21 protein-coding genes are annotated in these 25,827 nt (G+C 74.1%); 11 read left to right on the top strand and 10 right to left on the bottom strand.

Annotated elements, in window-relative coordinates; genetic code table 11:
- Window positions 1-22: 22 nt before the first annotated feature.
- Complete coding sequence (locus tag V7S47_RS23065) at window positions 23-862, bottom strand: class I SAM-dependent methyltransferase (RefSeq protein ID WP_336563769.1); 840 nt, start codon at window positions 860-862, stop codon at window positions 23-25.
- A 35-nt stretch (window positions 863-897) separates the two neighbouring features.
- Here V7S47_RS23065 and V7S47_RS23060 point away from each other — a divergent pair, with 35 nt between their 5' ends.
- Complete coding sequence (locus tag V7S47_RS23060; RefSeq protein ID WP_336563768.1) at window positions 898-1,626, top strand: oxidoreductase; 729 nt, start codon at window positions 898-900, stop codon at window positions 1,624-1,626.
- A 257-nt stretch (window positions 1,627-1,883) separates the two neighbouring features.
- Here V7S47_RS23060 and V7S47_RS23055 read toward each other — a convergent pair whose 3' ends face one another.
- The 4 genes from V7S47_RS23055 to V7S47_RS23040 all read right to left on the bottom strand — a co-directional run bounded on the left by V7S47_RS23055 (window position 1,884) and on the right by V7S47_RS23040 (window position 4,960).
- Entirely contained in the window at window positions 1,884-2,240 is a 357-nt protein-coding gene (locus tag V7S47_RS23055) for a hypothetical protein (RefSeq protein ID WP_336563767.1), read from the bottom strand.
- A gap of 1 nt (window position 2,241) precedes the next feature.
- Window positions 2,242-3,609, bottom strand: coding sequence for a hypothetical protein (locus tag V7S47_RS23050; protein WP_336563766.1), 1,368 nt, complete (start codon window positions 3,607-3,609; stop codon window positions 2,242-2,244).
- Window positions 3,606-4,100 (bottom strand): hypothetical protein, encoded by a 495-nt coding sequence (locus V7S47_RS23045; protein WP_336563765.1) that lies wholly within the window; start codon window positions 4,098-4,100, stop codon window positions 3,606-3,608. Before V7S47_RS23045 ends, V7S47_RS23050 begins: the two co-directional genes overlap by 4 nt.
- 62 nt (window positions 4,101-4,162) lie before the next feature.
- Window positions 4,163-4,960 carry an HAD family hydrolase gene (locus V7S47_RS23040; RefSeq protein WP_336563763.1) on the bottom strand — a complete coding sequence of 266 codons (798 nt, stop codon included), beginning with the start codon at window positions 4,958-4,960 and terminating at the stop codon, window positions 4,163-4,165.
- Window positions 4,961-5,091: 131 nt separating this feature from the next.
- Between V7S47_RS23040 and ssd the strand changes: the two genes are divergently transcribed.
- The 7 genes from ssd to V7S47_RS23005 all read left to right on the top strand — a co-directional run bounded on the left by ssd (window position 5,092) and on the right by V7S47_RS23005 (window position 9,870).
- Window positions 5,092-6,138 (top strand): septum site-determining protein Ssd, encoded by a 1,047-nt coding sequence (gene ssd / locus V7S47_RS23035; protein WP_090854520.1) that lies wholly within the window; start codon window positions 5,092-5,094, stop codon window positions 6,136-6,138.
- On the top strand, window positions 6,135-7,298 hold the full coding sequence (locus V7S47_RS23030; RefSeq protein ID WP_336563761.1) for a TadA family conjugal transfer-associated ATPase: 1,164 nt from the start codon (window positions 6,135-6,137) through the stop codon (window positions 7,296-7,298). Before ssd ends, V7S47_RS23030 begins: the two co-directional genes overlap by 4 nt.
- Entirely contained in the window at window positions 7,295-8,071 is a 777-nt protein-coding gene (locus tag V7S47_RS23025) for a type II secretion system F family protein (RefSeq protein WP_336563760.1), read from the top strand. Before V7S47_RS23030 ends, V7S47_RS23025 begins: the two co-directional genes overlap by 4 nt.
- Window positions 8,068-8,811 carry a type II secretion system F family protein gene (locus V7S47_RS23020; RefSeq protein WP_336563759.1) on the top strand — a complete coding sequence of 248 codons (744 nt, stop codon included), beginning with the start codon at window positions 8,068-8,070 and terminating at the stop codon, window positions 8,809-8,811. The genes V7S47_RS23025 and V7S47_RS23020 overlap by 4 nt, the downstream gene beginning before the upstream one ends.
- 143 nt (window positions 8,812-8,954) lie before the next feature.
- On the top strand, window positions 8,955-9,158 hold the full coding sequence (locus tag V7S47_RS23015; protein ID WP_336563758.1) for a DUF4244 domain-containing protein: 204 nt from the start codon (window positions 8,955-8,957) through the stop codon (window positions 9,156-9,158).
- Window positions 9,155-9,526, top strand: a complete 372-nt coding sequence (locus tag V7S47_RS23010; protein WP_090853974.1) for a TadE family type IV pilus minor pilin — start codon at window positions 9,155-9,157, stop codon at window positions 9,524-9,526. Before V7S47_RS23015 ends, V7S47_RS23010 begins: the two co-directional genes overlap by 4 nt.
- Window positions 9,523-9,870, top strand: coding sequence for an Rv3654c family TadE-like protein (locus tag V7S47_RS23005; protein WP_336563757.1), 348 nt, complete (start codon window positions 9,523-9,525; stop codon window positions 9,868-9,870). Before V7S47_RS23010 ends, V7S47_RS23005 begins: the two co-directional genes overlap by 4 nt.
- Before the next feature lie 24 nt (window positions 9,871-9,894).
- Here the strand turns inward: V7S47_RS23005 and V7S47_RS23000 are convergent, their stop codons facing one another.
- Both V7S47_RS23000 and V7S47_RS22995 read right to left on the bottom strand, forming a co-directional pair.
- On the bottom strand, window positions 9,895-10,206 hold the full coding sequence (locus V7S47_RS23000) for a hypothetical protein (RefSeq protein WP_336563756.1): 312 nt from the start codon (window positions 10,204-10,206) through the stop codon (window positions 9,895-9,897).
- Window positions 10,207-10,215: 9 nt separating this feature from the next.
- A complete protein-coding gene (locus V7S47_RS22995; RefSeq protein WP_336563755.1) occupies window positions 10,216-12,570 on the bottom strand; it encodes a DEAD/DEAH box helicase in 2,355 nt (784 codons plus the stop codon).
- 193 nt (window positions 12,571-12,763) lie between these two features.
- Here V7S47_RS22995 and V7S47_RS22990 point away from each other — a divergent pair, with 193 nt between their 5' ends.
- Window positions 12,764-13,102 (top strand): anti-sigma factor antagonist, encoded by a 339-nt coding sequence (locus V7S47_RS22990; RefSeq protein ID WP_090853966.1) that lies wholly within the window; start codon window positions 12,764-12,766, stop codon window positions 13,100-13,102.
- Between the two features lie 199 nt (window positions 13,103-13,301).
- A complete protein-coding gene (locus V7S47_RS22985; RefSeq protein WP_336563754.1) occupies window positions 13,302-15,641 on the top strand; it encodes a sodium-translocating pyrophosphatase in 2,340 nt (779 codons plus the stop codon).
- Window positions 15,642-15,703: 62 nt separating this feature from the next.
- Here the strand turns inward: V7S47_RS22985 and V7S47_RS22980 are convergent, their stop codons facing one another.
- Window positions 15,704-18,217 carry a hypothetical protein gene (locus V7S47_RS22980; RefSeq protein ID WP_336563753.1) on the bottom strand — a complete coding sequence of 838 codons (2,514 nt, stop codon included), beginning with the start codon at window positions 18,215-18,217 and terminating at the stop codon, window positions 15,704-15,706.
- Between the two features lie 102 nt (window positions 18,218-18,319).
- On the opposite strand from V7S47_RS22980, the gene V7S47_RS22975 reads away from it, so the two are divergent.
- Window positions 18,320-19,798 carry a DUF7059 domain-containing protein gene (locus tag V7S47_RS22975; protein WP_336563752.1) on the top strand — a complete coding sequence of 493 codons (1,479 nt, stop codon included), beginning with the start codon at window positions 18,320-18,322 and terminating at the stop codon, window positions 19,796-19,798.
- A gap of 5 nt (window positions 19,799-19,803) precedes the next feature.
- Here V7S47_RS22975 and V7S47_RS22970 read toward each other — a convergent pair whose 3' ends face one another.
- Both V7S47_RS22970 and V7S47_RS22965 read right to left on the bottom strand, forming a co-directional pair.
- Entirely contained in the window at window positions 19,804-20,571 is a 768-nt protein-coding gene (locus V7S47_RS22970) for a hypothetical protein (RefSeq protein ID WP_336563751.1), read from the bottom strand.
- 102 nt (window positions 20,572-20,673) lie between these two features.
- On the bottom strand, window positions 20,674-25,638 hold the full coding sequence (locus tag V7S47_RS22965; protein ID WP_336563750.1) for a beta strand repeat-containing protein: 4,965 nt from the start codon (window positions 25,636-25,638) through the stop codon (window positions 20,674-20,676).
- Window positions 25,639-25,827 lie beyond the last annotated feature (189 nt).

Raw genomic sequence — 25,827 nt, 5'->3', positions numbered from 1 at the left:
TTCGCCCCCAGGGAGTGCCCCCTCAGCGGAAGTCGATGAGCAGCATGTCGGTGTCGGTGCCGTCCGAGGTGGTCTCCATCGGGGTCGCGTCGTCGGAGGACACCGGCTCCTCGACCACGGGCGCGTGCCGCACGATCCGGTCGGCCACGACCGAGCGGAAGCAGCGCACGACGTAGGGGAGCTGCATCCCGTCCATGCCGCGGCCGTAGTCGGCGTAGAACGCGCGAACCTCCTCGAGCTTGGCGGCCCGCGCCTCCTCGTCGAGCACCGCGACGTTCGAGCGCGAGCGGACCAGGTCGATGATCGACTCGCGGTCGACGCCCTGCCAGTGCTTGAAGGCCGCATCCTCGACGAAGCCGAAGTGCCCGCAGGTCGACACCGGCTCCGTCGGGTCGGTCGCCCCGTCCTGGGTGCCGATGATTCGGCCGAGCTTCTTCACCCACGGGATCCGCTCGTCGCGCTCGTTCCACACCAGCGCCAGCCGGCCGCCGGGCTTCAGGACGCGCGCGATCTCGGGCAGCGCCCGGTCGAGGTCGAACCAGTGGAAGGCCTGCGCGCTCACCACCACGTCGTACGACGCGTCGGGGGCGGCGATCTCCTCCGCGCCGCCGACGGTGGTGCGCACGTCGGGCAGGTCGCGGCGCAGGATCGCCAGCATCGCCTCGTCGGGATCGGTGGCGTGCACGTCGTGGCCGAGGTCGACGAGCTGCCCGGTGAGCTTGCCGGTGCCGGCGCCCAGCTCCAGGACGGTGGTCGGCTGCTCGCCGACCAGCCACGCCGCGGCGTCGCGCGGGTACGACGGCCGGCCGCGGTCGTAGGCGTCGGCCACGGCGCCGAAGGAACGGGCGTGGAGGTCACTCATCCGGTCCAGGCTAACGCGCGGGTAGCCTCCCGTCCGTGACCGCCGATCCCCTTGCGTGGCTGGTGTCCCTGGAGGGCGTCCCGAGCGCGTACGCCGCCGCCCGCGACGGCATCGACGTGGTGCTGCGTGATCGCGGGCTCCGGCGTACCTCTCCGGAGACGACGGCCGAGTCGCTGCTCCGCGGCGCCCACGCGAGCGCCGTCCTGGAGGGGTCGGCCTCGTCGCTCGCCGAGGTGCGCGAGGGCCGGGGCGACGACGTCGCGCGCGACGCGGTGCGCCTCTCGACGCAGCTGCTCGGCCTGGTGCCGACCCTGCGGACCGCCCCGCTGCAGGCGCTGGCCCGGCTGCACGCCGTGGCCGCGTCCGGCTCGGTGGAGCCCGAGCGGCTCGGGCGGCCCCGGGACGCGGAGTCCGCCGGCCGGCTGCGCGACCTGGCCGGGATGCTGACCGCTCCCACCGAGGTGCCGGCGCTGGTCGTCGCCGCGGTCGTGCACGCGGGCCTCGCGACGACGGCGCCGTTCGCCTCCCACAACGGGATCATCGCCCGCGCCGCCGAGCGGCTGGTGCTCGTGACCCGCGGGGTCGACGAGAAGTCGTTGATCGTGCCCGAGGCGGCGCACCTGGCGCTGCGGCCGGCGTACGAGTCCAACCTGCGCGGGTACGCCGGCGCCACCCAGGCGGGCGTGCACGCATGGCTGCTCTACGCCGCCGAGGCGTACGCCGCGGCCGCGGAGGCCAGCCCGCTGAGGCGGGCCGCGGAGTAGTCCTCGAGATGCAGGTGGCGCCCGAGTCGAGACCGACTCGGACGCCACCGCTGACACGAGAGACCGTGGGCTACCAAGCGTGCACATTCCAATTGCTGCCACCGGCAGATCCGGTTGGCGAGCACCCTGTAGGAAGGGTAGGTCGCCGCGTGGGTACCCCGGCTCACGTGTACGTCTCTGGAGTTGTGTGAGTCCTTGTCTACGCCCCTCGACCCGGGGGTTCAACCCTTGACTTTCGTCCGTCGGAGGGGGAGGCCTCAGCCCGAGAAGCGGCGGACCAGCTCGCGTCCCAGTGGTGGCTGGGAGAACCCCAGGTCGCCCGGGACGACGCTGTCGCCGTCCGGCGTGCGGCCCGCGAGGTAGACCGTCACCCGGTCCGCGTCCTTGCCCAGCTGACCGACCAGCGTGCTCGTCACGGCCCGCAGCACCACCACGAACGTCTCGCTGTCGGGCACGTCGACGGTGCCGCTGACGGCGCCGCCGGCGTACTGCTGGTGGTTGTAGGAGACGTCGTGGGCGCCGACCCCCGGGACCGCGCTGACGGCCGCGGCCAGCCGCTCCGCGACGGTCGCCGCGTCGGGGCGGGTGCCGAAGAGCCGCGACAGCGCCGACACGTCAGTCTCCTCTGCTCACCGGGACGTCCACCGCGCTCGCCGAGCCCCCGGGACCGACCAGGAACGGCGCGAGCGTGGCCTGGTACTCCCGGAGGATACGGCCCGCGTCGGTGTCGGCCCCGAGCTCGTCGCGGACCGACTGGGCGTACTCGGTGTAGCTGTGGTTCACGCCCGGCTGCCAGAAGCCGCCGGGGCTGTCCAGGGTCACCGTCGGCGCCTGCGGGTGGGAGGTGCCGACGCCCCCCAGGTCGAGGCGGGGTACGACGTCCGCGCCGTGCTGGACCTGCAGCACGCCGACCCCCGGCGCGACGGCGACGTGGTCGATCGGGGCGCCGTACGTGAGCACGTTGGTGACGCCGTACCGCTCCACGAACGCGGGGTCGCTGGCCAGGTTGGCGGCGATGATGCCGCCCTGGCTGTGGCCGACGAGCAGCACCTGGGAGCCGGCCGGGATGTTCGCCGCCTGCATCGCCTGCTCGACCGACTCGCTCGCCGCCGACGGGCTGCCCGCCACCAGGGAGAGGTTTGCCGTGAGGTCGCGGGGCTGGCCGCCGCCGGCCGGGGACCAGTTCTCGGTGCCGGGGATCGCGACGACGTACGCCGGGGTGCCGCCGTTGTCGACGCGGGTGATCCGCACGTCGCCGGTGCTGCCCGGCCCCTCGCCGACCTGGTAGCCGTCGGAGACGCCCTGCATCAGCGACGGCAGGTCGGTGGGGGTGGTGAGTGCGGGCTGGAACTGGCTGGCCTGCGTCGGGTCGGTCGGTACGGCGGTCGGGGTGCCGGCCAGGCCCGGGCCCTCCTTGAACCAGCCCTGGTCCTCGCCGGTGAGGCCGTTGTAGATCGCGCCCGCGGCCGAGCCGACGGTGGTCAGGGCGCTGGCCGCGATCGCGGCGACCGGGACGTCCTCGCCGGACAGGACGTCGCCGAGCTTGCCCACCAGGTCGCCGGCGCCGTCGAGGGTGCGGCCGACGCCCTGGAAGAACGCGCCGAGGTGGGCGCCGAGCCAGCCGGTGATCCCGCCGCCGGCCTGCTCCTGCTCGAGGGTGCCGTCGACGCCGCCGCCCGTCGTACCACCGGAGGCCTGGCCGGACGCCTGGCCGGACGCCTGGCCGGACGCCTGGTCCTGGGCGTCGGCCTCCTGGCGGATCAGCGTGACGAGCGAGGTGAGGTGCTCGGCGGTGGAGTCGAGCTGGCGGCGCTCCTGCTCCTGCCAGCTGGCCCGGACCCGCTCGGCGTCGGGGCCGTTCCACTCCAGCTGCATCAGCAGCCCGTCCAGGCGCTGGGCCAGGCCGGTGATCTGGTCGGCGCCGCCCTGCAGGTCGTTGCTGGCGTGGCGGGCGGCGTCGGTGTCCATCCCGAGGGTGGTCACGACGCCGCCTCTAGGGCCCGGACCAGGGCCTCCATCGCGGCGGTGACGTCCCAGACGAGGAGCTCGGCGAGGCTGCCGGGCTGGGCCTGCCGGACGTCGTTGCCGGACGCGCCCGGCGTGACCGACCAGAGCTCGGTGCCGGTCGCGAGCCAGGTGCGGACGCTGACGTGCTCGGACTCCGCGCCGCCGGCCACCGTCGCCAGCACCACCGACGCGCGGCAGTCCTCGACGAAGCTCGGACCGGGCGGGCCGCCGGGGCGGTGCCGCGTCGACGGCGGGTCGGCGCGCAGGTGCTCGAGCGGCGGCAGCAGGTCGCGGACCACCGGCCACAGCTGCTCGACCGGGAACGGGGTCGCGACGCCGTCCTCGACCAGCAGACCGCGACTCCCGCGCAGTGCGAGGTCGACGCGACGCGTCGTGTCGTCGTACGTCGTGACGAGGCGCAGGCCGACCTGCGGACCCTGCTCACCCGGGGCGTCGATCGTCTCCATACGGGGACGCTAGGCGCGCCTGCGGGGGTGGCGGCAGGTGGAAGGTTCCTGCCTCTTCGCCGCTAGCGGCGGTGCTTGCGGGCGTTGGCCCAGATGACGCCGCCGACGGCGACGACCCCGCCGACGGCCAGCGCGGCCAGCGCCGGTCGCGGCGGGAGGACCCGGCTGCGCAGCGTCACGGGCCGGGTGAAGACGAGGACCGGCCAGCCGCGGTCCTGGGCGGCGCGCCGCAGGTCGCGGTCGGGGTTGACCGCGAAGGCGTGACCGACGGCCGCGAGCATCGGGACGTCGGTGACCGAGTCGCTGTAGGCGTAGGACTGCGCGAGGTCGTAGCCGCGGCGCTCCGCGAGCTCGCTGACCGCGCGGGCCTTCTCCTCGGCGTAGGCGTAGTAGGCGATCTCGCCGGTGTACTTGCCGTCGGCGATCTCCATCCGGGTCGCGATGACCAGGTCGGCGCCGAGCATCTCGGCGATCGGCTCCACCACCTCGACCCCGCTCGCGGACACGACGACGACGTCGCGACCCGCCGCGTGGTGCTCCTCGATGAGCGAGACGGCCTCGTCGTACACGAGGGGGTCGACGATGTTGTGGAGGGTGTCGGCGACGATCTCGCGCACGGTGGCGACGTCCCAGCCGGCGCAGAGCTGCGACATGAACTGCCGCATCTTCTCCATCTGGTCGTGGTCGGCGCCGCCGACCAGGTAGACGAACTGGGCGTACGCCGAGCGCAGCACGGCCCGCCGGGAGATCAGTCCGCCGGCCTGGAACGGCTTGCTGAACGCCAGGGTGCTCGACTTGGCGATGATCGTCTTGTCGAGGTCGAAGAACGCGGCGGTGGGCTTCGGCACCGGGGCGGTCATGCCCTCATCGTAGAGACCCGGGGCACGGAGCGGGCCACGAACCGTGCACAGGTGGCGCTCCCGCAGGCGTCGTCCCCAGGCCCACCCGGGACCGGCATGACCGGTCGGTGTGGGCGGGGAACGTCCTCGCCATGAACCCACCCCTCTTCGTCACCCGCGACGACACCCTCCTCGACGAGCTGCTCCGGCTGGCCGCGGCCGCCGGCGTCACCCCGGAGGTCGCCTCCGACGTCGGCGCCGCGCTGCGCGCCTGGACCGCCGCTCCGCTCGTGCTGCTCGGGGCCGACCTGGCCCTGGAGATGGCCCGCCTCGGCCCGCCCCGCCGCAGCGGCCTGCACCTGATGTCCTGGGGCACCTCTCCGGACGGCCTGTTCCGGCTGGCCCTCGAGGTCGGCGCCGAGAGCGTCACGGACCTGCCGCGCTCCGACGCCTGGCTGGTGGAGGTCCTCACCGACCTCGGCGACGACCGGCCGGCCCGGGGCCTGACGATCGGGGTCACCGGCGGGTCCGGCGGGGCGGGGGCGACCACCTTCGCCTGCGCGCTCGGCCAGGTGGCGGGCCGCGGCGGTCCCGCGGTCGTCGTCGACACCGACCCGCTCGGCCCCGGCATCGACCGGGTGCTCGGGGTGGAGTCGCGCGACGGCATCCGCTGGGACGCGCTCTGCCAGACGACCGGGCGGCTCAGCGCCCGCTCCCTGCGCGAGGCGCTGCCGCGCCGCGACGGCGTCGGGGCGCTGACCTGGCACGCCGGCTCCCGTGGCACGCTCCAGGCGTTCGCGGTGCGCGAGGCCCTCTCGGCGGCCCAGCGCGGCCACGACACGGTCGTCGTCGACCTGCCCCGGGTCGCCGACCCGGTGATCGACGAGGTCGCGGCCCGCTGCGACCTGGTGCTCGTGCTGGTCGCGCCGACCGTGGCGGGGGTGGCCTCGGCAGGCCGGGTCTGCGGGCGGCTGCCCGACCGGGGCGCGGTCCGGCTGGTGGTCCGCGGCAGCGGCCTCGACGCCGCGGAGGTGGCGCGGGCGACCGGCGTCCCCGTGCTCACCCAGATGGGCCACCAGCGCGGGCTCGACGAGGCGATCGACCTCGGGCTCGGCCCGGTGCGGTCCTGGCGCGGGCCGCTGGGCCGGAGCGCCGGCGCGGTCCTGGACCGGATGGCCCTGACCCGGGCCGCCGCGTGACGGCCGACCTGCCGGCCGGCGTCCTCGAGGCGGTCCGCGACGACCTGGTCAGCCGGGCCGGTGACCTGACGCCGCACCGGGTGGCCGAGGCCCTGCGGCGCGCCGGCCGGCCGGTGGGCGACGCGACCGTCCTGGCCGTCCACGACGCGCTGCGGCGCGACGTCCTGGGCGCGGGGCCGCTGGAGCCGCTGCTCCGGCTGCCCGGCGTGACCGACGTGCTGGTCAACGGTCCGGGCGCGGTCCACGTCGACCGGGGCGACGGGCTGGAGGCGACCGACGTACGTTTCCCCGACGACGAGGCGGTCCGACGGCTGGCCCAGCGGCTGGCCGCCACCGCCGGGCGACGACTCGACGACGCCTCGCCGTACGCCGACGTCCGGCTCGCCGACGGCACCCGCTTCCACGCCGTCCTGGCTCCGGTGGCCCGGCCCGGCACGGTCCTCTCCCTCCGTGTGCCCAGCGCGCGCCAATTCACGGTGACCGGGCTGGTCGGCGCCAGGATGCTCGGTCCCGGAGCGGCCCGGCTGCTGGCCGCCGTGGTGGCCGCGCGGCTCGCGTTCCTCGTCAGCGGCGGCACCGGCAGCGGCAAGACCACCCTGCTCGCCGCGCTGCTGGCGACCGTCCCGGACGAGGAGCGGCTGGTCGTCGTCGAGGACGCCTCAGAGCTGCGGCCCGACCACCCGCACGTGGTCGGCCTGGAGGGTCGCCCGCCCAACATCGAGGGAGCCGGTGCGATCGACGTCCGCACGCTGGTCCGCCAGGCGCTGCGGATGCGGCCCGACCGGCTGGTGGTCGGCGAGGTACGGGGCGGCGAGGTCGTCGACCTGCTGGCGGCGCTCAACACCGGCCACGAGGGCGGCTGCGGCACCCTGCACGCCAACTCCGCGGCCGACGTACCCGCTCGGGTGGAGGCGCTGGCCCTGGCCGCCGGGCTCGGGCGCCACGCCGCCCACAGTCAGCTGGCGTCCGGCGTCGACCTAGTCCTCCACCTGGTCCGCGACCGGGACGGCACCCGTCGGCTGCGGGAGGTCGCGGTCCCGGCTCGGGCCGAGAGCGGGCTGGTGCGGATGGAGACCGCCGTGCGGTTCGAGGCCGACGGACGCGAGGTGACGGGCCCGGCGGCGGCCCGGCTCGAGCGGGCCCTGGCGGACGCGTCGTGACGGCCGTCGCCGTCCTCGCGGCCGCGCTCGCGGCCGGGCTGCTGGTCGGTCGTCCGGCCCGGCTCCCGCGCCCGCCTGACCGACGACCGGGCGTCCGCACCCTGCTGCCGCTCGGCGTACTGCCGGCGGTGGTGCTGGTGGCCGGTGCCTCACCGCCGGTGCTGGCCCTCGCGGTCGTCGCCAGCGCGGCGTGGTTCGCGGGCGCGGCGCTGTGGCGCCAGCGCCGGGCGCGGCTGGCGGCGGAGCGTACGGCGGTCCGGGTGCTGGAGACCTGCGAGCAGCTGGCCGGCGACCTGGGGGTCGGTCAGCCGCCCGGCCCCGCGCTCTCGCGGGCCGCCGCAGGCTGGCCCGAGCTCGATCCGGTGGCCCGGGCCTTCACGGTGGGCGCCGACGTCCCCGACGCCTGGCGCGAGGTGGCGGGCCGGCCCGGCGCGGGCGACCTCCGCCACCTCGCGGCGGCCTGGCAGGTCTCGCACCGCACCGGCCAGGGCCTGGCCGAGGCCGTCGACCGGGTCGCCGAGCGGCTGCGGGCGGGCCAGGCGACCCGACGTGTCGTGCGCGGCGAACTGGCCTCGGCCCGGTCCACGGCGCGGTTGGTCGCCGGCCTCCCGGTGGTCGCGCTGCTGATGGGCTCGGGCGCCGGCGGCGACCCGCTCGGCTTCCTGCTCGGCGAGCCGGTCGGCCTGGCCTGCCTCGCGGGAGGACTCGGCTTCGGGGTCGCCGGGCTGGCCTGGATCGAGGCGCTCGCCCGCGACGTCGACCGGGTCGGGTGAGCACGGTGCCGGGGACCGTGGCACTGGCCACGCTGTCCGCCCTCGCCGCCGCACTGGCCGTGGCCCTGCTGGTCCCGGCGCGCCCCCGGTTGCGGGACGGTCCGGCCGTCCCGCAGCCGGCCGGGGACACCGGTCGCGACTGGATGCTGCGCTACCGCCCGCTCTGGTGCCTGCTCGCCGGGCTGGCCGGCGCCGTCTTCGTGGGTGGTCCGGCGGGGCCCGTCGCCGGCGCGGTCGCCGGCGTGGGGGTCTGGGTGGTGATCGGTCGGGCCGAGCCCGCGGAGGTCCGCCGGCGACGGGAGCAGACCCGCGCCGACCTGCCCCACGTCGTCGGGTTGCTTGCGTCGGCGCTCCGGTCGGGCGCGGCGACCGGCGAGGCGGTGGGCGTGGTGTGCGCCGCGCTGCCGGGAGCGGCGGCCGACCGGCTGGCGCCGGTGGCGGCGCGGCTCGCGCTCGGCGCCGACCCGGTGCGGGTCTGGGAGCAGCTGGCGGCCGACGACGCCCTGGGCCCGCTCGGCCGTGCGCTGGCGCGGGCCCAGGTCACCGGAGCGCCGGTGGTCCGCTCGGTCGAGAGGCTGGCCGACGAGCTCGCCGCGACCGCTCGCGCCGAGGTCGAGGACCGTGCTCGCGCGGTCGGCGTCAAGGCCGCGCTCCCGCTGGGGCTCTGCCTGCTGCCGGCCTTCGTGCTGATCGGCATCGTGCCGCTCGTCGCTGGGCTCCTCGGGACGGTCGGGCTGTGAGCGGCGGGCCACGAACCGTCCACCGGTGTTGCTCCGGCACGACGTTCCACAGGGCTGACGACGAGGGCGGCGCCGTACCCGGTCCGCGCCGCAGGCTCGGTCCACCGGCCGCACCCCCGTGGCCACGACGAGGAGGAGACCTCATGCACGACGACCACACGTCCCCCGCCCGGCCCGTCCACCCGATCCGCGACGAGCGCGGGATCACCACCGCCGAGTACGCCGTCGGCACCGCGGCTGGAGCGGGCTTGGCGGGCCTGCTCTACAAGATGCTGACCGGCGGCTTCGGCGACCAGCTGCTGCAGACCCTGTTCGACCACGTGCTTGGCCTGCTGGGCATCGGATGACCCGCCGCCCCCGACGTACCGACCGCGGGGCGGCGACGGCCGAGCTGGCGATGACCCTGCCGATCCTGGTCGCGGTCACCATCGGCCTGGTCTGGCTCCTCGCGGTGGGGGCGGCTCAGGTCCGGGTCGTCGACGCCGCGCGGGAGACCGCCCGGGCCGCGGCCCGGGGCGACGCCGAGGGCGAGGCGGTGGCCCGGGGACGCCGGGTGGCGCCGGCCGGAGCCACGGTCACCTTGAGTCGCTCCGGCGACGAGGTGCGGGTGGTCGCGTCGGGGGAGGTGCACGGCCCGGGCGGGCTCTTCGGGTTCCTGCCGGGGGTCACCGTCCGGGCCGAGGCGGTCGCCGCCGCCGAGGAGGAGGGGCCGTGAGCGACGCTCGCGACGAGCGGGGCTCGGCCACCGTGCCGGCGCTGGCGTTCCTCGGGGTGCTGCTGCTCCTCGGCGCGGCGCTCGGCGCGGTGGCGGCCCTGGTCGTGGCCCACCGGTCGGCGCAGTCGGCGGCCGACCTGGCGGCGCTGGCGGCCGCCACCGCACTGGCCGAGGGTGGCGACGGCTGCGCGGCCGCGGACCGGGTGGCCGGCGCCAACGGGGCGGAGATCACCCGGTGTGCCGTCGACGGGTTCGAGGCCACGGTCGGCCTGCGCGTCGACGGTCCGCGGTGGCGGGTGCTCGCGACCGACCCGGAGGCCGAGGCCCGGGCCGGGCCGGCGTGAGCGGTCAGATCGGTGCGGGGTGGATCAGCTGCGGTCGTGGTCGGCGTCGTCGTTGTCGCGGTGCCGCTCGCGGTCGGCGATCTCGAGCTTCTCCGACAGCTCCTCGAGCTTCTTCGACTCCCGGCGCTGGCGCAGCGAGCGCTTGGTGCCGTACTTCAGGATGCCGAAGCCCCACAGGACGGCCAGACCGGCGCCGACACCGAGCAGGAAGAGGGCCAGCGGGCTCAACGTCACGCCCAGGACCTCGAGGTGTCGTCCGTCGATCTCGGCGGTGAAGACCGTGGCGACGATGACCAGCGCGCCGGCGCCGATGAGGATGAGACCCAGAAGCAGCATGCGCTGAGGCTACTGCTCCGTGAGGTCCGGCGGAGCGCCCTGGAGCAGGACGTCGAGGAGGGCGGTCGCGCCGGCCTTGTCGAGAGGGTTGTTCTGGTTGCCGCACTTGGGCGACTGGATGCAGGAGGGGCAGCCCTCCAGACAGGTGCAGGAGGCGATCGCCTCACGGGTCGCCGAGAGCCAGGACCGGGCGGCCCGGAACCCCCGCTCGGCGAAGCCCGCGCCGCCGGGGTGGCCGTCGTAGACGAAGACGGTCAGCATCCCGGTGTCGGGGTGGAGCGCGGTCGAGACGCCGCCGATGTCCCAGCGGTCGCAGGTCGCGAAGAGCGGCAGCAGGCCGATCGAGCAGTGCTCGGCCGCGTGGGCGGAGCCGGGCAGGTCGCTCGCCGCGAGCCCGGACTCGGCGAGCACGTGACCGGGCACGGTCCACCAGACCGAGGCAGTGCGAAGCGTGCGGACCGGCAGGTCGAGCGGCTCCTCGGCGACCACCTCGCCGCTGGGCTGGCGCCGCTTCAGGAACGACACCACCTGATGGCTGACGTCGACGTCGCCGAACGAGAGCCGGCAGCCGCCCCAGTCACGGTGCTCGCGCTCGCCGACCACGGTGATCTCGGTGACCTCGCGCGCCGACGTGGAGTAGTCGGGATCGGCCCGGCGGATCTCGGCCACGTGCTCGTCGAGGTCGAGCGAGTCGACCAGCCAGGTCTCACCGCGGTGGACGTAGACCGCGCCGGCGTGCGCGGTCGAGTGGGCGCTGGAGGCGTCGACGGTGCCGATCACCCGGCCGGTGCCGGCCTCGACCAGCTGGACGGGCGCGCCGCCGGCGGAGCGGATGTCGGCCAGGTCGGCCGCGCGGCGACGGTCGGTCCAGAACCAGCCGTGCGGGCGGCGGCGCAGCAGCCCGGCCTCCGTCAGTCCGTCGAGGACCTCGCGGGCGCCCGGACCGAAGAGCGGAAGGTCGGCCTCGGTGAGCGGGAGCTCCTGGGCGGCGGCGCAGAGGTGCGGGCCGAGGACGTAGGGGTTGCCGGGGTCGAAGACGGTGGCCTCGACCGGCTGCCCGAGCAGCGCCTCGGGGTGGTGGACGAGGTAGGTGTCGAGCGGGTCGTCGCGCGCGATGAGCACCCCGAGCGCGTCCTGGCCGTCGCGGCCGGCCCGGCCGAGCTGCTGCCACAGGGCGGCCCGGGTCCCCGGGAATCCGGCCATCAGCACGGCGTCGAGGCCGGCGACGTCGATGCCGAGCTCGAGGGCGTTGGTGGCGGCCAGCCCGAGCAGGTCGCCGCGGCGCAGCGCCGCCTCGATGGCCCGCCGCTCCTCGGGCAGGTAGCCGCCGCGGTAGGCCGCGACCCGACCGGGGAGGGACGGGTCCACCTCGGCGAGCAGCTCGGCGGTCGTCAGGGCGACGTGCTCGACGCCGCGACGGGAGCGGACGAAGGCGAGGGTGCGGACCTGGGCGAGGACCAGGTCGGCCAGCAGGTCGGCGGTCTCGGAGGAGGCGGCCCGGCGGACCGGGGCGCCGTTCTCGCCGGTGTGGGCGGTGAAGGGCGGCTCCCACAGGGCCAGCGAGACCTGGCCGCGCGGGGAGTCGTCGCCGGTCACGGCCAGCACGTCGAGGCCGGTGAGTCGGCCGGCCGCCACCTCCGGCTCGGCGACGGTCGCGGAGGCGAGCACGAACGTCGGGTGCGCGCCGTACGACGCGCAGACCCGCCGCAGTCGTCGCAGCACGTGGGAGACGTGGGCGCCGAAGACGCCGCGGTAGTGGTGGCACTCGTCGACCACGACGTAGCTCAACGAGCCGAAGAACGCCGCCCAGCGCGCGTGGCCGGGCAGCAGCGATCGGTGGAGCATGTCGGGGTTGGTCAGGACGTACTCGGCGTGGTCGCGCGTCCAGTCGCGCTGGTCGCGCGGGCTGTCGCCGTCGTGGGTGGCCACCCGCACGTCGAGGCCGAGCCCGGTGAGCGAGGTCAGCTGGTCCTGGGCCAGGGCCTTGGTCGGCGCGACGTAGAGCACCGTGGCGCCGCGCTGGCCGCGGGCACCCCGCGCGGAGCGGACCCGGGAGAGCGCGGGCAGTTGGTAGGCGAGCGACTTGCCGGAGGCGGTGCCGGTCGCGAGGACGACGTGCTGACCCGCGTGCGCCGCGTCGGCGGCCACCGCCTGGTGACGCCAGGGGCTGGTGATGCCGCGGCGACGGAACGCCTCGACCACGTCGGCGGCGGCCCACTCCGGCCAGTCGGCCCGCACGCCGGTCCGGGCCGGCAGCACCTCGACGTGGGTGAGCCGGTCCTCGCGGCCCGGCACGGCAGCGAGACGCTCGACGAGGCCGGGCAGGAGGGTCCTGCTGCGGGGGGTGGTGGCCGTCGTCGTCACGCTCCCGATCCTGGCAAAGGGCACCGACACCGGTGCCGCCCGGAGGGGTTCACCTGGCCGTCCGTCGTCCCGCACTGTTTACTTCTTTGTGCGCGCGAGCGTTCGGCATGGTTTCATTGTCCAGGCCGGGTGTCGGGCGCGTGTCGTTCCGCCACCCAGGTGCCGGTCGGAAATATCCTCCAGGGGAGTACACGTGGACCTCACTCTTGCAACGCGCGACGTCGATGGGAAGACCATCGTTGCCGTCGGCGGCGAGATCGACGTCTACACCGCGCCCAAGCTGCGCGACAAGATCACCGAGCTCGTCGCAGCCGGCGTCTACGACATCGTGATCGACATGGAGGCCGTCGAGTTCCTCGACTCCACCGGCCTCGGTGTGCTGGTCGGTGGACTGAAGAAGGTGCGCGCCCACGACGGCTCGCTCCACCTCGTCTGCACCCAGGACCGCCTGCTCAAGATCTTCCGCATCACCGGCCTCGCGAAGGTGTTCGTGATCCACGACTCCGCCGACGCCGCCCTCGCCAGCAGCTGACCCGTTCAGCCAGCACGCCCCGTCGTCCACCGCGGACGTCGGGGCGTTCGTCGTACCCGGACGTCGTGCCGGGAGGTGCCGCCGACGACTCGCCGTGTGGTCCAGGTCACACGAACGTGCGTGACGCAGGTCTCATCTGCGTAGACTCCGGCTCGTTCTGACCTGAGTCACGCCACCCAGCTACTGCAGGAGGAAACACATGACGGGGATCGCTCCCGCTGTCGTGGAAGTCTCCGGCGGCAACCTCGTCCTGGTCATCGTCGTCGCCCTCATCGCGCTCGGCGCGCTGGCGATGGCGGCGATGTTCCGCCAGGAAGTGCTTGCTGCCGGTGAAGGCACCGACAACATGAAGGCCATCGCCCAGGCCGTGCAGGAAGGAGCGAACGCGTACCTGACGCGACAGTTCCGGACCCTCGCGATCTTCGCGGGGATCGCGTTCTTCGCGCTCCTGGTGCTGCCGGCCGACGACGCCGTGGTCCGGATCTTCCGGTCCGTGTTCTTCATCGTCGGGGCGGGATTCTCCGCAGCCGTCGGCTACCTCGGCATGAACCTCGCCGTGCGCGCCAACCTCCGGGTCGCGGCCGCGGCCGAGACCACCGGACGCGAGCCGGCCATGCGGATCGGCCTGCGGACCGGGGCCATGGTCGGCATGCTCACCGTCGGCCTCGGCCTGCTCGGCGCCAGCCTGGTCGTGCTGTTCTTCCAGGACGAGGCGCCCGACGTGCTCGAGGGCTTCGGCTTCGGTGCCGCGCTGCTCGCGATGTTCATGCGGGTCGGCGGTGGGATCTTCACCAAGGCCGCCGACGTCGGTGCCGACCTGGTCGGCAAGGTCGAGAACAACATCCCTGAGGACGACCCGCGCAACGCGGCCACCATCGCCGACAATGTGGGCGACAACGTGGGCGACTGTGCGGGCATGGCCGCCGACCTCTTCGAGTCGTACGCCGTCACGCTGGTCGCGGCCCTGATCCTCGGCTCGCAGGCCTTCGGCGACGCCGGTCTGGTCTTCCCGCTGCTGATCCCGGCGATCGGTGCCCTGACCGCGGTCGCGGGCGTCTACCTGACGACCCCGAAGGCCGGCGAGAACGGCCTGAAGACCATCAACCGATCCTTCTACCTCTCCTCCGGCATCGCGGCCGTCGCCAGCGTCGTGCTGTCCTACGTCTATCTCCCGGGCAGCTTCGCGGACTTCGACAACATCTCCGCGGACCTGGTCAACGCCGACGGGGATCCGCGCTTCATCGCCGCCTCCGCCGTGGTCATCGGCATCGTGATGTCTGCGGGCATCCTGGCCCTGACCGGCTACTACACCGGCACCGAGTACAAGCCGGTCAAGGACGTCGGCAAGACCTCGCTCACGGGCGCGGCGACGGTCATCCTCTCGGGCCTGTCGGTCGGCTTCGAGTCCGCGGTCTACACGACCCTGGTGATCGGGGCCGCCGTCTTCGGCGCCTACCTGCTCGGCGGCGCCGCGCTCACGGTCTCGCTGTTCGCCGTCGCGCTCGCCGGCTGCGGTCTGTTGACCACCGTGGGCGTCATCGTCGCCATGGACACCTTCGGCCCGGTCTCCGACAACGCCCAGGGCATCGCCGAGATGTCCGGCGACGTCAGCCCCGCCGGCGCGCAGATCCTCACCGAACTCGACGCGGTCGGCAACACCACCAAGGCGATCACCAAGGGGATCGCGATCGCGACGGCCGTGCTCGCCGCGACGGCGCTCTTCGGCTCCTACGCCACCGCGGTCGCCGAGTCGCTCGCCGACGCCAACGTGGCGGACGACGAGTTCTACCTGCTCGACTTCAGCGTCTTCAACCCCGCGGTCATCGTGGGCGTCCTGCTCGGCGCGGCCGTGGTGTTCCTCTTCTCGGGCCTGGCCATCAACGCCGTGGCGCGGGCCGCCGGCGCCGTCGTCTACGAGGTGCGACGCCAGTTCCGCGAGATCCCGGGCATCATGGAGGGCACCGGCCGGCCGGAGTACGGCAAGGTCGTCGACATCGTCACCCGCGACTCGCTGCGCGAGCTGATCACGCCCGGCATCCTGGCGGTGCTCGCCCCGATCGCCGTCGGCTTCGGCCTCGGCGTCACGGCGCTGGCCGGCTTCCTGGCCGGCGCGATCGGCACCGGCACCCTGATGGCGGTCTTCCTCGCCAACGCCGGTGGGGCCTGGGACAACGCGAAGAAGCTCGTGGAGGACGGCAACCACGGCGGCAAGGGCTCGCCCGCTCACGAGGCGACCGTCATCGGCGACACCGTCGGCGACCCGTTCAAGGACACCGCCGGCCCGGCCATCAACCCGCTGATCAAGGTGATGAACCTGGTGTCGCTGCTCATCGCCAGCGCCGTCGTGTCGCTGAGCGTCGGCGACGACCAGAACGACATCGTCCGCATCCTCATCGCCCTGGTGGCGGTGGCGATCATCGCGGTCGCGGTCTACGTCTCCAAGCAGCGCGAGGTCACCCTCGGTGACGACGTGCCGCCGGCCCCGCCCGCGGGGCCGCCGACGACCCAGGTCGACCCCACGCCGACGGCGCAGTTCTAGCCGACGACGTACGACGAACGGCCCGCCCGGAGCGATCCGGGCGGGCCGTTCTGCGTCTGCGGCTACTCGATGTCGACCTTCAGCGGTCTTCCACCGGTGCCTCCGACGAGGTCGTTGCCGCCGTAGCTCACCCGGACGGTGTGCCGGCCACGACCAAGCCGGGCCAGGTCGATGGTCGTCACGCCGTGCTGCCGAGCGGTGAGCATGGTGCGCGCGACGATCCGCCGGTCGTGGTGAATGACGACGCGCCCGGTCGTGGGCAGGCCGCCCGGTGCGCTCACCCGCAGGGTCACCTTGCTGCCTCGCGCGGTCAGTCGGATGCGCGGCGCAGCGAACCCGACCCGGAACGAGTAGCTGGTGCTGGTCGCCGAGACGGAGCCGACCCGGGTCGCGGTCGAGACGACCGTCAGGGTGGTCCGGGCGAGTCGAGGGCTGAGCCGCAGGGTGGTGCTTGTGGCGCCGGGCACGCGGCGACCGTCGGCGTACCACTGCAGGGTCGAGGTGACGTCCGCTGGCCAGATCGTGGGGCTCAGGCGCACGATCCCGCCATCCGGGTCGGACGACCCCCTGATGAAGCCCCGCTGGAGGACCGGCGGCGGGTCGCCCAGCCCGACGGGCACAGCCGCCGAGGTGACGGTGCCGGTCTCGTGCCCCGGCCGGTGTCCGGTGATGCGCACGGAGATCCGGTGGCCGACGTCCGGGGTCCGCAGCAGGTAGGAGTCGGACGTGGCGCCGCGGATTGGCTGACCGTCTCGCAGCCACTGGTAGGTCGAGCTCACCTCAGGAAGCGACCAGTCCGGTGAGGGCGCGGTGAGGACGTGCCCGTTGCGCGCGGTCCCCGTCGGCGCCGGGGTCGTGGCCGTAGGTGCCTCTCCTGCGCCGACGAGCAGACCCGGTGACGTCACGACCCCCGGTGCTCGACCCGAGGCCGATCCGGTGATCCGTACCGACACGACGTGCCCGACGTCGGCGCTCGTCAGCTGGTACGACGCATCGACGGCGCCGTCGATCGGGACGTCGTCGCGCCGCCACTGGAAGGCCGACCTGACCTCGCTGGTCGACCACGTCGGGACGTCGACGGCGAGGCGCTGGCCCGCGCGTGCTGTGCCGCGGACAGTCGGAGTCGCGGCGGTGGGCGCCGGCAGCTGGAACGAGATCACGCCGACGTCGAGCGTCGCGGACTCGGGGGAGGCCGACAGGAACCGAGCCTCGCGGCGTACGGTGCCGCCGCCCAGATAGCGGCGTTCCTTCCGGACCTGGTCGTAGACGTAGACGGTGAACTCGGTGTTCCACCGGACCTTGGCCTGGTAGCGCCCGCCGCCGAGACCGGTCGCTCGGCTGAGCACCGTGCCGTCGCGATCGACCAAGCCGGCCCACAGTTGGTCGCCGTCGGCCGGCCCGCCGTCGCGGTCGAACAGCTGGAACGTGACCTGGGTGGCTCCCGGTCCGACTGGGATCGACCCCGCGTCGTACGCCTGGTCCCCGACGAGGAAGCTCTGTGCCTCCCCGAGGTCGGTGGTGTCACCGAGGAAGAAGGTCTCACCCTCATCGGGTCCGTCGGCGGGAATGGCGGCGAGGGTGTAGCGGCCGGGGAGAGCCGAGAAGCGGTAGCGCCGGACACCGTTGGGAAGCCAGGCCCAGGCCACGACCCAGCCGCGATCGCCCTCGGCGTTGAGATGGACGAGGGCGACGTCGACGCCCTGGGCGTAGGTGTCCCGCAGCGTGATCGTCCCGGTCACCGGCGTGCCCGGACGGAGCACGAGATCACCGACGCTACGCCCGGGGGAACGAGAGCCGAGGGTGAAGGTCTCGGCATCGATGATGCTGGGTGCGCCGCCCAACCAGGTCGTCGGCAGGCCGAGGCGCGTCTCGTCGATGTCGTAGGCCCCGTAGACCGAGATCGTGAAGGTCCGGCCGCGGTCGACGACCGGAAAGGTGAAGGCGCCGTCGTCGTCGGTCCAGACCTGGGACCGCACCGAGTACTCCAGGTCGCTCACCGGTCGGACCAGGCTGACCCGGATGCCTCCCATCGGACGTCCGTCCTGGTCCAGCACCCGTCCGGTGACCGGCACGCCCCGGTCGCGCTCCAGTGCGACGGGGTCCAGGAGCAGGTCCTGCGCGGGCGCGACGGTGACCGTCGTACCGGCGCCGTTGCCGTAGTAGGCGGGTTCGAGGGCGGGCGCCACCCCGTCGGGCGAGGAGAAGCGGACGAGGTAGTCGCCGGCCGGGACGTGCAGCGTGTAGGCGCCGTGCGAGGCGAGGTCGCCGACCTCGTAGGTGAGGTCGCTGGCCACCGGCTCACCGCCGGGGTCGAGCACGGAGAAGGCCTCGACGAGCACGTAGTCGCGCAACTGACCGTCGGGGCCGAGCACCGTGCCGCGGACGGTCGCGTCGGCGGGGAGCGTGGGGTCGATGCCGGGGGCGTAGCGCCGCTCGGACCCACCCGGCGCGGGCGGGTCCGCCGCGTCCGCGGGGGTGTGCGTGCCCAGGACGGCGACGAGGGTGCCGAGCAGCAGGGCTGCGAGGGCGACGAGGGTGGTGGCAGTGCGCGTGCGCGCGCCAGCGGCCGGAGACATGGGACCTCTCTTCTGTTCCGGAGGACCTTAAGTCGGCCGGGCCCCTGTCCGCCGGGTTTCCCGGATAGTCGGGCCGCACGGACCGGCTCCTAGGCTGTGCGGGTGACCTCCAGCGACCTGCCCCATCGGCTCCGCGACGCGCTGACCGCGGCGTCCTTCACCTACGACGCGGTCGCCGAGCTCCTGGGCCCGCTGGCCCACGACGCGCTTGCGCGCAACGAGACCCGTCCCGGGGTACGACGGACCGCGGGCGGGTCGCCGCTGGAGACGCTGGTGCGGCTGTTCCTGCTGCAGCGACCGGTGTCCGCGAGCCAGGCCGAGGCCGCGCTCCCGGGGCTGGTCGACCGGCTGGCCGTCGAGGGGATCCTCGAGCAGTCGATCGGCGAGGTGGCCGCGCGGCTCGACGTACGCCCGTACGCGACGGAGGGGCTCGATCTCTGGGTGGTCAGCGACCTGACCCCCGGGCTGGACGGCGGACCGCAGCGGGTCGGGCCCGAGCACGTGCTGGGCATCAGCCCGGCGTCGACGTCGCTGGCCCAGCTGACGCTGCGCGACCCGGTCGCCCGGGCCCTCGACCTCGGCACCGGCTGCGGCGTGCAGGCGCTGCACCTGGCCGCGCACAGCACCTCGGTCGTGGCGACCGACGTCAACCCGCGCGCCCTGTGGGTCACCCGGTTCAACACCGCGCTCAACGACGTCGCCGAGAAGGTCGAGGTGCGCGACGGGTCGTTCTTCGAGCCGGTGCGGGGTGAGCGGTACGACCTGATCGCCACCAACCCGCCGTTCGTGATCTCGCCGGCGACGGGGGAGCGCCTGGTCTACCGCGACTCCGGGCTGCCCGGCGACCGGGTGGTCGAGGACATCGTGCGGGCCGCCCCGGACCACCTCACGCCCGGTGGCTGGTGCCAGGTGCTGGCCAACTGGGTCATCGACCGCGACCGGCCGTGGGACGAGCGGCTCACCGGCTGGCTGGCCGACGACTGCGACGCGCTCGTGGTGCAGCGCGAAGTCGTCGACCCGGCCCGGTACGTCGAGCTCTGGCTCAAGGACGCGGGCCACCACGGGGGACCCGACTACGCGCACCGCTACGACACCTGGCTGTCCTGGTTCGACGAGCAGGGCATCGAGGCGGTCGGCTTCGGCTGGGTCAACCTCCGCAAGCGCTCCGGATCCGACACCGGGGCTCCGGCTCGCGAGCTCCTCGACTGGCCGTACGACGTCGAGCAGCCGATCGCGCCCGCGCTGGGCGCCTGGGGCGACGCCGTGGACGCCCTGGCCGACGGGGTCGGACCCGACTCGCGGCTGGTCGTGCGCAACGACGTCCGTCAGGAGACCGTCGGCGCCCCCGGCGCCGAGGACCCCGAGGCGGTCGTGCTGCGCCAGCAGCGCGGGCTGCGCCGGGCCCGTCAGGCCGACACCGTGGAGGCGGCGCTGGTCGGTGCGTGCGACGGCGAGCTCGCCGTCGGCCAGATCCTCGACGCGGTCGCCCAGCTGCTCGAGCGCGACGCCGAGGAGACCCGGGCGACCTACCTCCCGGCCGTGCGCGAGCTGGTCGCCCAGGGCTTCCTCGAGCCGGCCTAGGACGACTAGTCGGCGGCCGCTCGGGCGCGGTCGCGCAGCCGGACCAGCTGCTCGCGGGTCGCGCCCAGCAGGACGTCGGCGCGTCCGAGCGGCAGCAGGTCGGGCACGCCGGCGGGCCGACCGCTCCACGGTTGGCCGCGGAAGCCGCGCAGCGCCGCGGCGACCTCGTTGCCCGCGGTCGACAGGCCGCCGCTCAGACCCAGCGTGTCCTGCACGGTGCCGATCCGGCGTGGACCGGTGGGCTGGAAGAGACCGTTGGCCTTGCCGACCGCCCAGACCAGGCCACCGGCCAGGTGCGCGGCGGACTTGGGCCGCGTGACCCGGGTCGGGTCCTCGACCCACAGGGCGAGCAGCGCGTGCCGGAGCGCGACGGACGTCTCGGGGTCGAACCACCGGTCGGCCACGACGTCGAGGAGCGTGGCGGTGGTCTCGACCCACTGCCGCGACCTCTCGTCCGGGAAGTCCGTGGGGAGGTCGGTCGTCTCGTCGCCCAGGGGTTCGGCGTCCAGCGCATCCACGGCGGCCGCTCCGCCGCAGAGGTAGGTCAGCCAGTCGAGGACGCGCACGTGCTGGGGCGGCTCGGGCGGCGGGGGCGGCGGGGCCGGTCGCTCGACGTACTGCTCCCACGCGGTGTCGCGGGCGTGCTCGTGGCGGGTCTCGACGAGCCGGCCGCCGACGTAGACCAGGTGGGTGACGCGGTCGGCGAGGTCGATCGGCGGCTCGGCGTAGGGGGAGGGGTAGGGGTCGTAGCGGTCGTCGTACCAGTCGTGCACGGGAGCCTCCGAGAAGGAGCAGGGGGAAAGGGCAGGGGCGGGCCGTGCCACCGTGGCACGACCCGCCCCTGACGCGTGGAGCTCCTCCACAGGCCTGAAGGATCAGACCTTGATCTTCACCGTCGCCTTCACCGGCGCGACGTTGGCGTCGCCGCTGTAGGTGATCGTCAGCTTCCGCTTGCCCTTCTTGAGCTTCTTCAGCTTGACGACGACCTTGCCCTTGTTCTTGGCCTTCAGCGTGGTCGCGCCGACCTTCTTCTTGCCGTCCTTGACCACGATCGAGCCCAGCGGCCGCTTCAGGCCCGGGACCTTGACGACGACGGTGAGCTTGCCGCCCTTGTAGGTGGCGACCAGCTTGGGCTTGGCCTTCGGGACCTTGATCCCCTTGCTCGTGAAGACGATCGGGGCCCGGGTCGCGCCGTCGGGGTTCGGGTCCTCGATGGTGATCCGGTAGCTGACCGTGCGCCCGCCGGCGACGGCCGGGATCGCGAACTTCTCGAAGAGGTCGCCGTCGCTGTAGTCGTCGGCGGGCCGGCCGTCGATGAACCACTCGATGGTGACGTAGTCCTGCCACCCGGGGGTGGACCGGAAGTCCGGGCTCCAGGTGCCGAGGCTCGTGGTGATGGTCCTGCCGACCAGTACCTTGCCGCTCACCTTCGGTGCCGCGACCATCCGCGGGGCCGGGAGCAGCAGCTGCACGTCCTCCAGGACACCGGCCTCGATCCCCACGCCCGGTGCGGTGATGGCGCCGCCCGCGGCGACCGTCACGACGGCGTACGTCGGGGTGTCGGCGTCGGCGTTCAGCAGCCACGTCGTGGCCTTGCCGGCCTTCTCGTAGCGCAGGTTGTAGCGGCCGACCGGGACGTTGATGGTGAAGGCCCCCTCGGCGTCCGAGGTGCCGACCCCGGCCTGGGTGCCGGTCCCGGCCTTGAAGGCCCGGACCACCGCACCGGCCAGCGGCTCCCCGGTCTGGTCGCTCACCGTGCCACGGATCGCGTAGACGCCGGTCGACTTCGCCAGCACGACGTCCTCGAGGCCCGAGGTCAGGACCTCACCGTCCACCTCGGAGAGGGTGCCGTCGTTCGCCACCTTGATCGAGGTCGGCGTGGTCGTGCCGCCGTAGAAGGTGCCGTCCCAGGTGGTGCCGCCGACGGCGCGGCCGACGTACTCGATCGTGTAGGTCCCGACGGGCAGCTTCAGGGTGAAGGTGCCGTTGGCCGCCGTGGTCGTGGCGATCGCCGGCACCTCGGTGTCCGTGTTCCTCGCCCGCACGGTGATGCCGGCGAGCGGGTTGCCGGCGCCGAGCACCCGACCGGTCAGGTCGTAGGTGGTCGTGCCGCGCAGCGTCACGCCCTCCAGCGCTCCACCGGGGACGGGGTCGCCCCCGACGATGCTGACCGCGCCTCCGACGGCGACCACGACCTGGGCGGTCGCGCCGTCGCCGTTGAGCAGGTACGCCGTGGCGAAGCCGGTGCGGGTGAACTTGATCCGGTACGTGCCGGCCCGCAGGGCCAGCGCGTACGCGCCCTCGTCGTCGGTGAGGACCGGGGTGACGGCGGCGCCGGGGGTGACGACCTCGACCGAGACGCTGACGCCGCTGAGCGGGTCGCCGTTGGCGTCCGCGACGTCGCCCGAGAGCGGGTACGTCGTGTCGGCGGTCGCCACGCTGAGGGTGGTGTCGCCGAGCGCGCCGCCCGCCTTCGGGACGTCGTTGACGGAGACGGCGTTGCCCTGGCCGACCTTGACCGGGGTGGACTCCGCGAGCGTCGCGCCGCCGTAGTAGGTCTGGACGTAGGCCGGAGCGGCCGCACCGTTGTCGGTGAACCGGACCGTGTACTCGCCGATCCTCAGGCCGGAGACCGACCAGGCACCGCTGGCGGTGGTCGCGGCGGAGAAGCCGACCCGGCTCTCCGGGGCGAGGTCGCCCGCGGGGAAGACCTCGGCCACGATGCCGGCGACTCCGGTGGGCGTGGACCCGGTCACGACGCGGCCGCTGATGGTGGCGTCACCGACGGCGTCGGCGAGGGTCATCGACTCCAGGGTGGCCGGGGTGACGATGCCGCCCGAGGCGACGGTCACCAGGACCTCGGGCTCGCCGGCGCCGGGGTAGACGGCCGTCGTGAACCCGGTCTTGGCGAAGGTGAGGCGGTAGGTGCCGACCTTCAGCAGCAGCCGGTAGCGACCGTGGTCGCCGAGCTCGCCGTCCGCGCCGGTGACGGCGCTGGCGAGGGTGCCGGATCCGTTCTGCGGCGTCGCGGTGACGGTCGCGCCGTCGATCGGGTCGCCGGCCTCGTCGAGCAGCTCGCCCACGACCGGGTACGTCGTGTCCGTGCCCTCCTTGGCCATCTCGGTCTCGCCCACGGTCCCGCCGGGGGCGGGGACGGTGGCGACCGTGACCGCGTTGCCCTGGCCGACCTTGACCGGCGCTGCCGTCCCGAGCTCGCTGCCGCCGAGGAAGGTCTGGATGTAGGTGTTCGCGTCCGCCACCTTGTCGGTGAACCGGACCGTGTAGGTGCCGATCTTCAGGGTGTTGACCGACCAGGCACCGAGCGTGCCGGCGTTGGTCGCGGTCGTCGTCGTGGCGACCGGGGTGCCGGAAACGTCGCCGTACGGGAAGACCTCGACGGTGATGCCGTTGACGCCGGCCCCGCCGGACACGACGCGCCCGGAGAGGACCGCGTCGCCGGTGGCGTCGGCCAGCTCGACCGGGGCCAGCTCGGCCTCGGGGGACGGGGTGGTCCCGATCAGGACGGTGCCGTCGAGGTTGACCTTCACGTCGACCGGGGTCTGGTCACCGCCGGGGTAGGTCGCGTCGGTGAACCCCGAACGGGTGTAGGTGACGCGGTAGGTGCCGGGCTTGAGCAGCAGCCGGTAGCGACCGTGGTCGCCGAGCTCGCCGTCGGCGCCAGTCTGGACGGCGACCTGGTTGCCGGACGGCGTGCCGGTCTGGGGCTTGGCGGTGACGGTGACGCCGTCGAGCGGGTCGTCGTTGGCGTCGGTGACCTCACCGGTCACCGGGTGCGGGGTGTCGGCGGAGGAGCGGGACACGGTGATCGCGCCCAGCCTGTTCTCGGCCACCGGGACACCGGCGACCTTGGCCACGCCGCCCTGGGCGATCTCGACCGGGGTGGCGGTGGCGCCGCCGTACCAGGCCTTGTCGTAGGTGTTGGCGCCCGAGGCGCCGGAGAACTCGACGACGTAGGTGCCGACGACCAGGCCGTCGACGCCGCTGAGCGACCAGGCGCCGGTCGCGCCGGTGCTGGTGGTGCTGGCGACCGCGGTGGTCAGGTCACCCTCGCGGTAGGCCTTGACGGTGATGCCGGGCAGGCCGGTGGTGCCGTCGGTGACGGTGCCGCTCAGCGCGTACTCGGTCTTGCCGGCGACCTCGGTCTCGCCGAGGTCGCGGCCGGCGATCGGGGTCGCGTTGACCGAGATCGTGCCGTTGGCGGCGACGGTGACGACGGCGGTGGCGTCCCCGCCGCCCTGGTACGTCGCGTTCTCCCAGTCGGCCCCGCCGGCGACGTGGATCTCGTAGCTGCCCGGCTTCAGCTGCAGCCGGTAGCGGCCGTGCGCGCCGGCCGCGCCGTCGTCGCCGCTCTCGTCGACGTCTCCGGTGCCGGCACCCTGGGGTACGGCGCTGACGGAGAGGCCGTCGATCTCGGCGCCGTTGACGTCGATCACCGAGCCGAGCACGGGGTGGGTGGTGTCGGCGCTGGAGAGCGAGAGCTTGACCGGGTCGAGCGCGTCGACCGCCGTGCCGCCGACCTTCAGGGCGCCGCCCTGGCCGACCTGCACCTCGACCAGCGAGGTGGAGGAGTACGTCGTGGGCGTCGGGACGTCGTCGACGTACTCGAGGTCGTAGGTGCCGACGGGCAGGTTCAGCGTGTAGGAGCCGGTGCTGTCGGTGGTGTCGGTGTCGACCACGTCGCCGGCGTCGGTCGAGCCGGTCGGGAAGGCGCGGACGGTGATGTCGGCGATCGGGGTGGTGTCGCCGGAGACCTGGACCAGGCCGGTCACGGCGTACGGGTTGCTCACCAGGAGGACGTCGTTGAGCTGGTTGGCGACCAGCGGCTCGCCGGCGCTGGCGGAGAGGGCGCCGGTTGGGCCGACGGTGACGGTCGCAGGCGTGGTCTGGCCGCCGTACCGGGTCGAGACCCAGCCGGTCTTGGCGAAGGCGACCCGGTAGGTGCCGGGCTTCACCGAGACGGTGTAGCGACCGGCGTCGTCGCCCTCGGGGGCCGTGGTGCCGGTGCCGGAGTCGGTGCTGCCGCCGATCGGGGTGACGCTGACGTCGACGCCGCTGACCGGGTCGCCGTTGGCGTCCACGACCGCACCGGCGATGGGGAACTCGGCGTCGGCGGGCGGGGTGGCGAGCCGGACCGTCGTGAGCGTGCGGTTGCCGGTGACGGTGACGTCGTCCGGCTCGGTGCCGGTGCCGTCGTACCAGGCGGGGACGTAGGTGCTGCCGGGGTCGGTGTAGCGGACGTGGTAGACGCCGGGGGACAGGGTCAGGGTGTAGGCGCCGCTGCCGTTGGTGGTCGCCGTCGCGACCGCGTCCTCCTCGTCGCCCGGGTGGTACGCCGCGACGTGGATCCCCGTGAGCGGAGTGCTGCCCGCGTTCTGGACGACGCCCGTGACGGAGTAGGTCTGGGTGCTGGAGAGCTGGACCTCCTCGAGCTCGTTGCCCTCGAGCGGCTCGCCGTCGACCGAGAGCTGGCCCTCGTCGTCCACGTCGACCTGCAGCGGCTCCTCGCTGCCGCCGTACAGGGCGGTGGTGTAGCCCGTCTTGGCGAACTGCAGCCGGTAGCTGCCCTCGGCCAGCGGCAGCGTGTAGGCGCCGCCGCCCGCGGTGGTGGTCTGGCCGGCGCTGGTGGTGAACGCCGGCGCCGCCAGCGCGGTCACGGTGACGCCGTTCAGCGCGTCGCCGAGGCTGTCGGACACCGAGCCGCTCGCGGCGCCGGGGACGGCGTGGGCGGGTGCGACGCCGACGAGGGAGGTCAGAGGGACGGCGAGCACGGTGGCCAGCAGGAGCACCAGGGCGCGGAGGGAGCGGCGGGGGGAAGGCATGGAGGGGGTCTCCTCGGTCGTGGCACGGACTGACCCATGCTGGCGACACCTTCGGGCCCGCGAGCCCATCCTGGAGGAGTTGCCCAGGGAGGACTAGACCAGTCGTCGAACGGTCTCGCGGCATGCTCCGTCGCCGGCACGCGCTACCGTGACTGGCCGTGAGCCCCCTCGTGGGGATCCAGGACGTTC

It is taken from the genome of Nocardioides sp. CCNWLW216, assembly GCF_037120545.1.
GTDB classification, from domain to species: Bacteria; Actinomycetota; Actinomycetes; order Propionibacteriales; family Nocardioidaceae; genus Nocardioides; species Nocardioides lianchengensis.
This window is presented reverse-complemented; position numbering and strand designations above follow the sequence as displayed.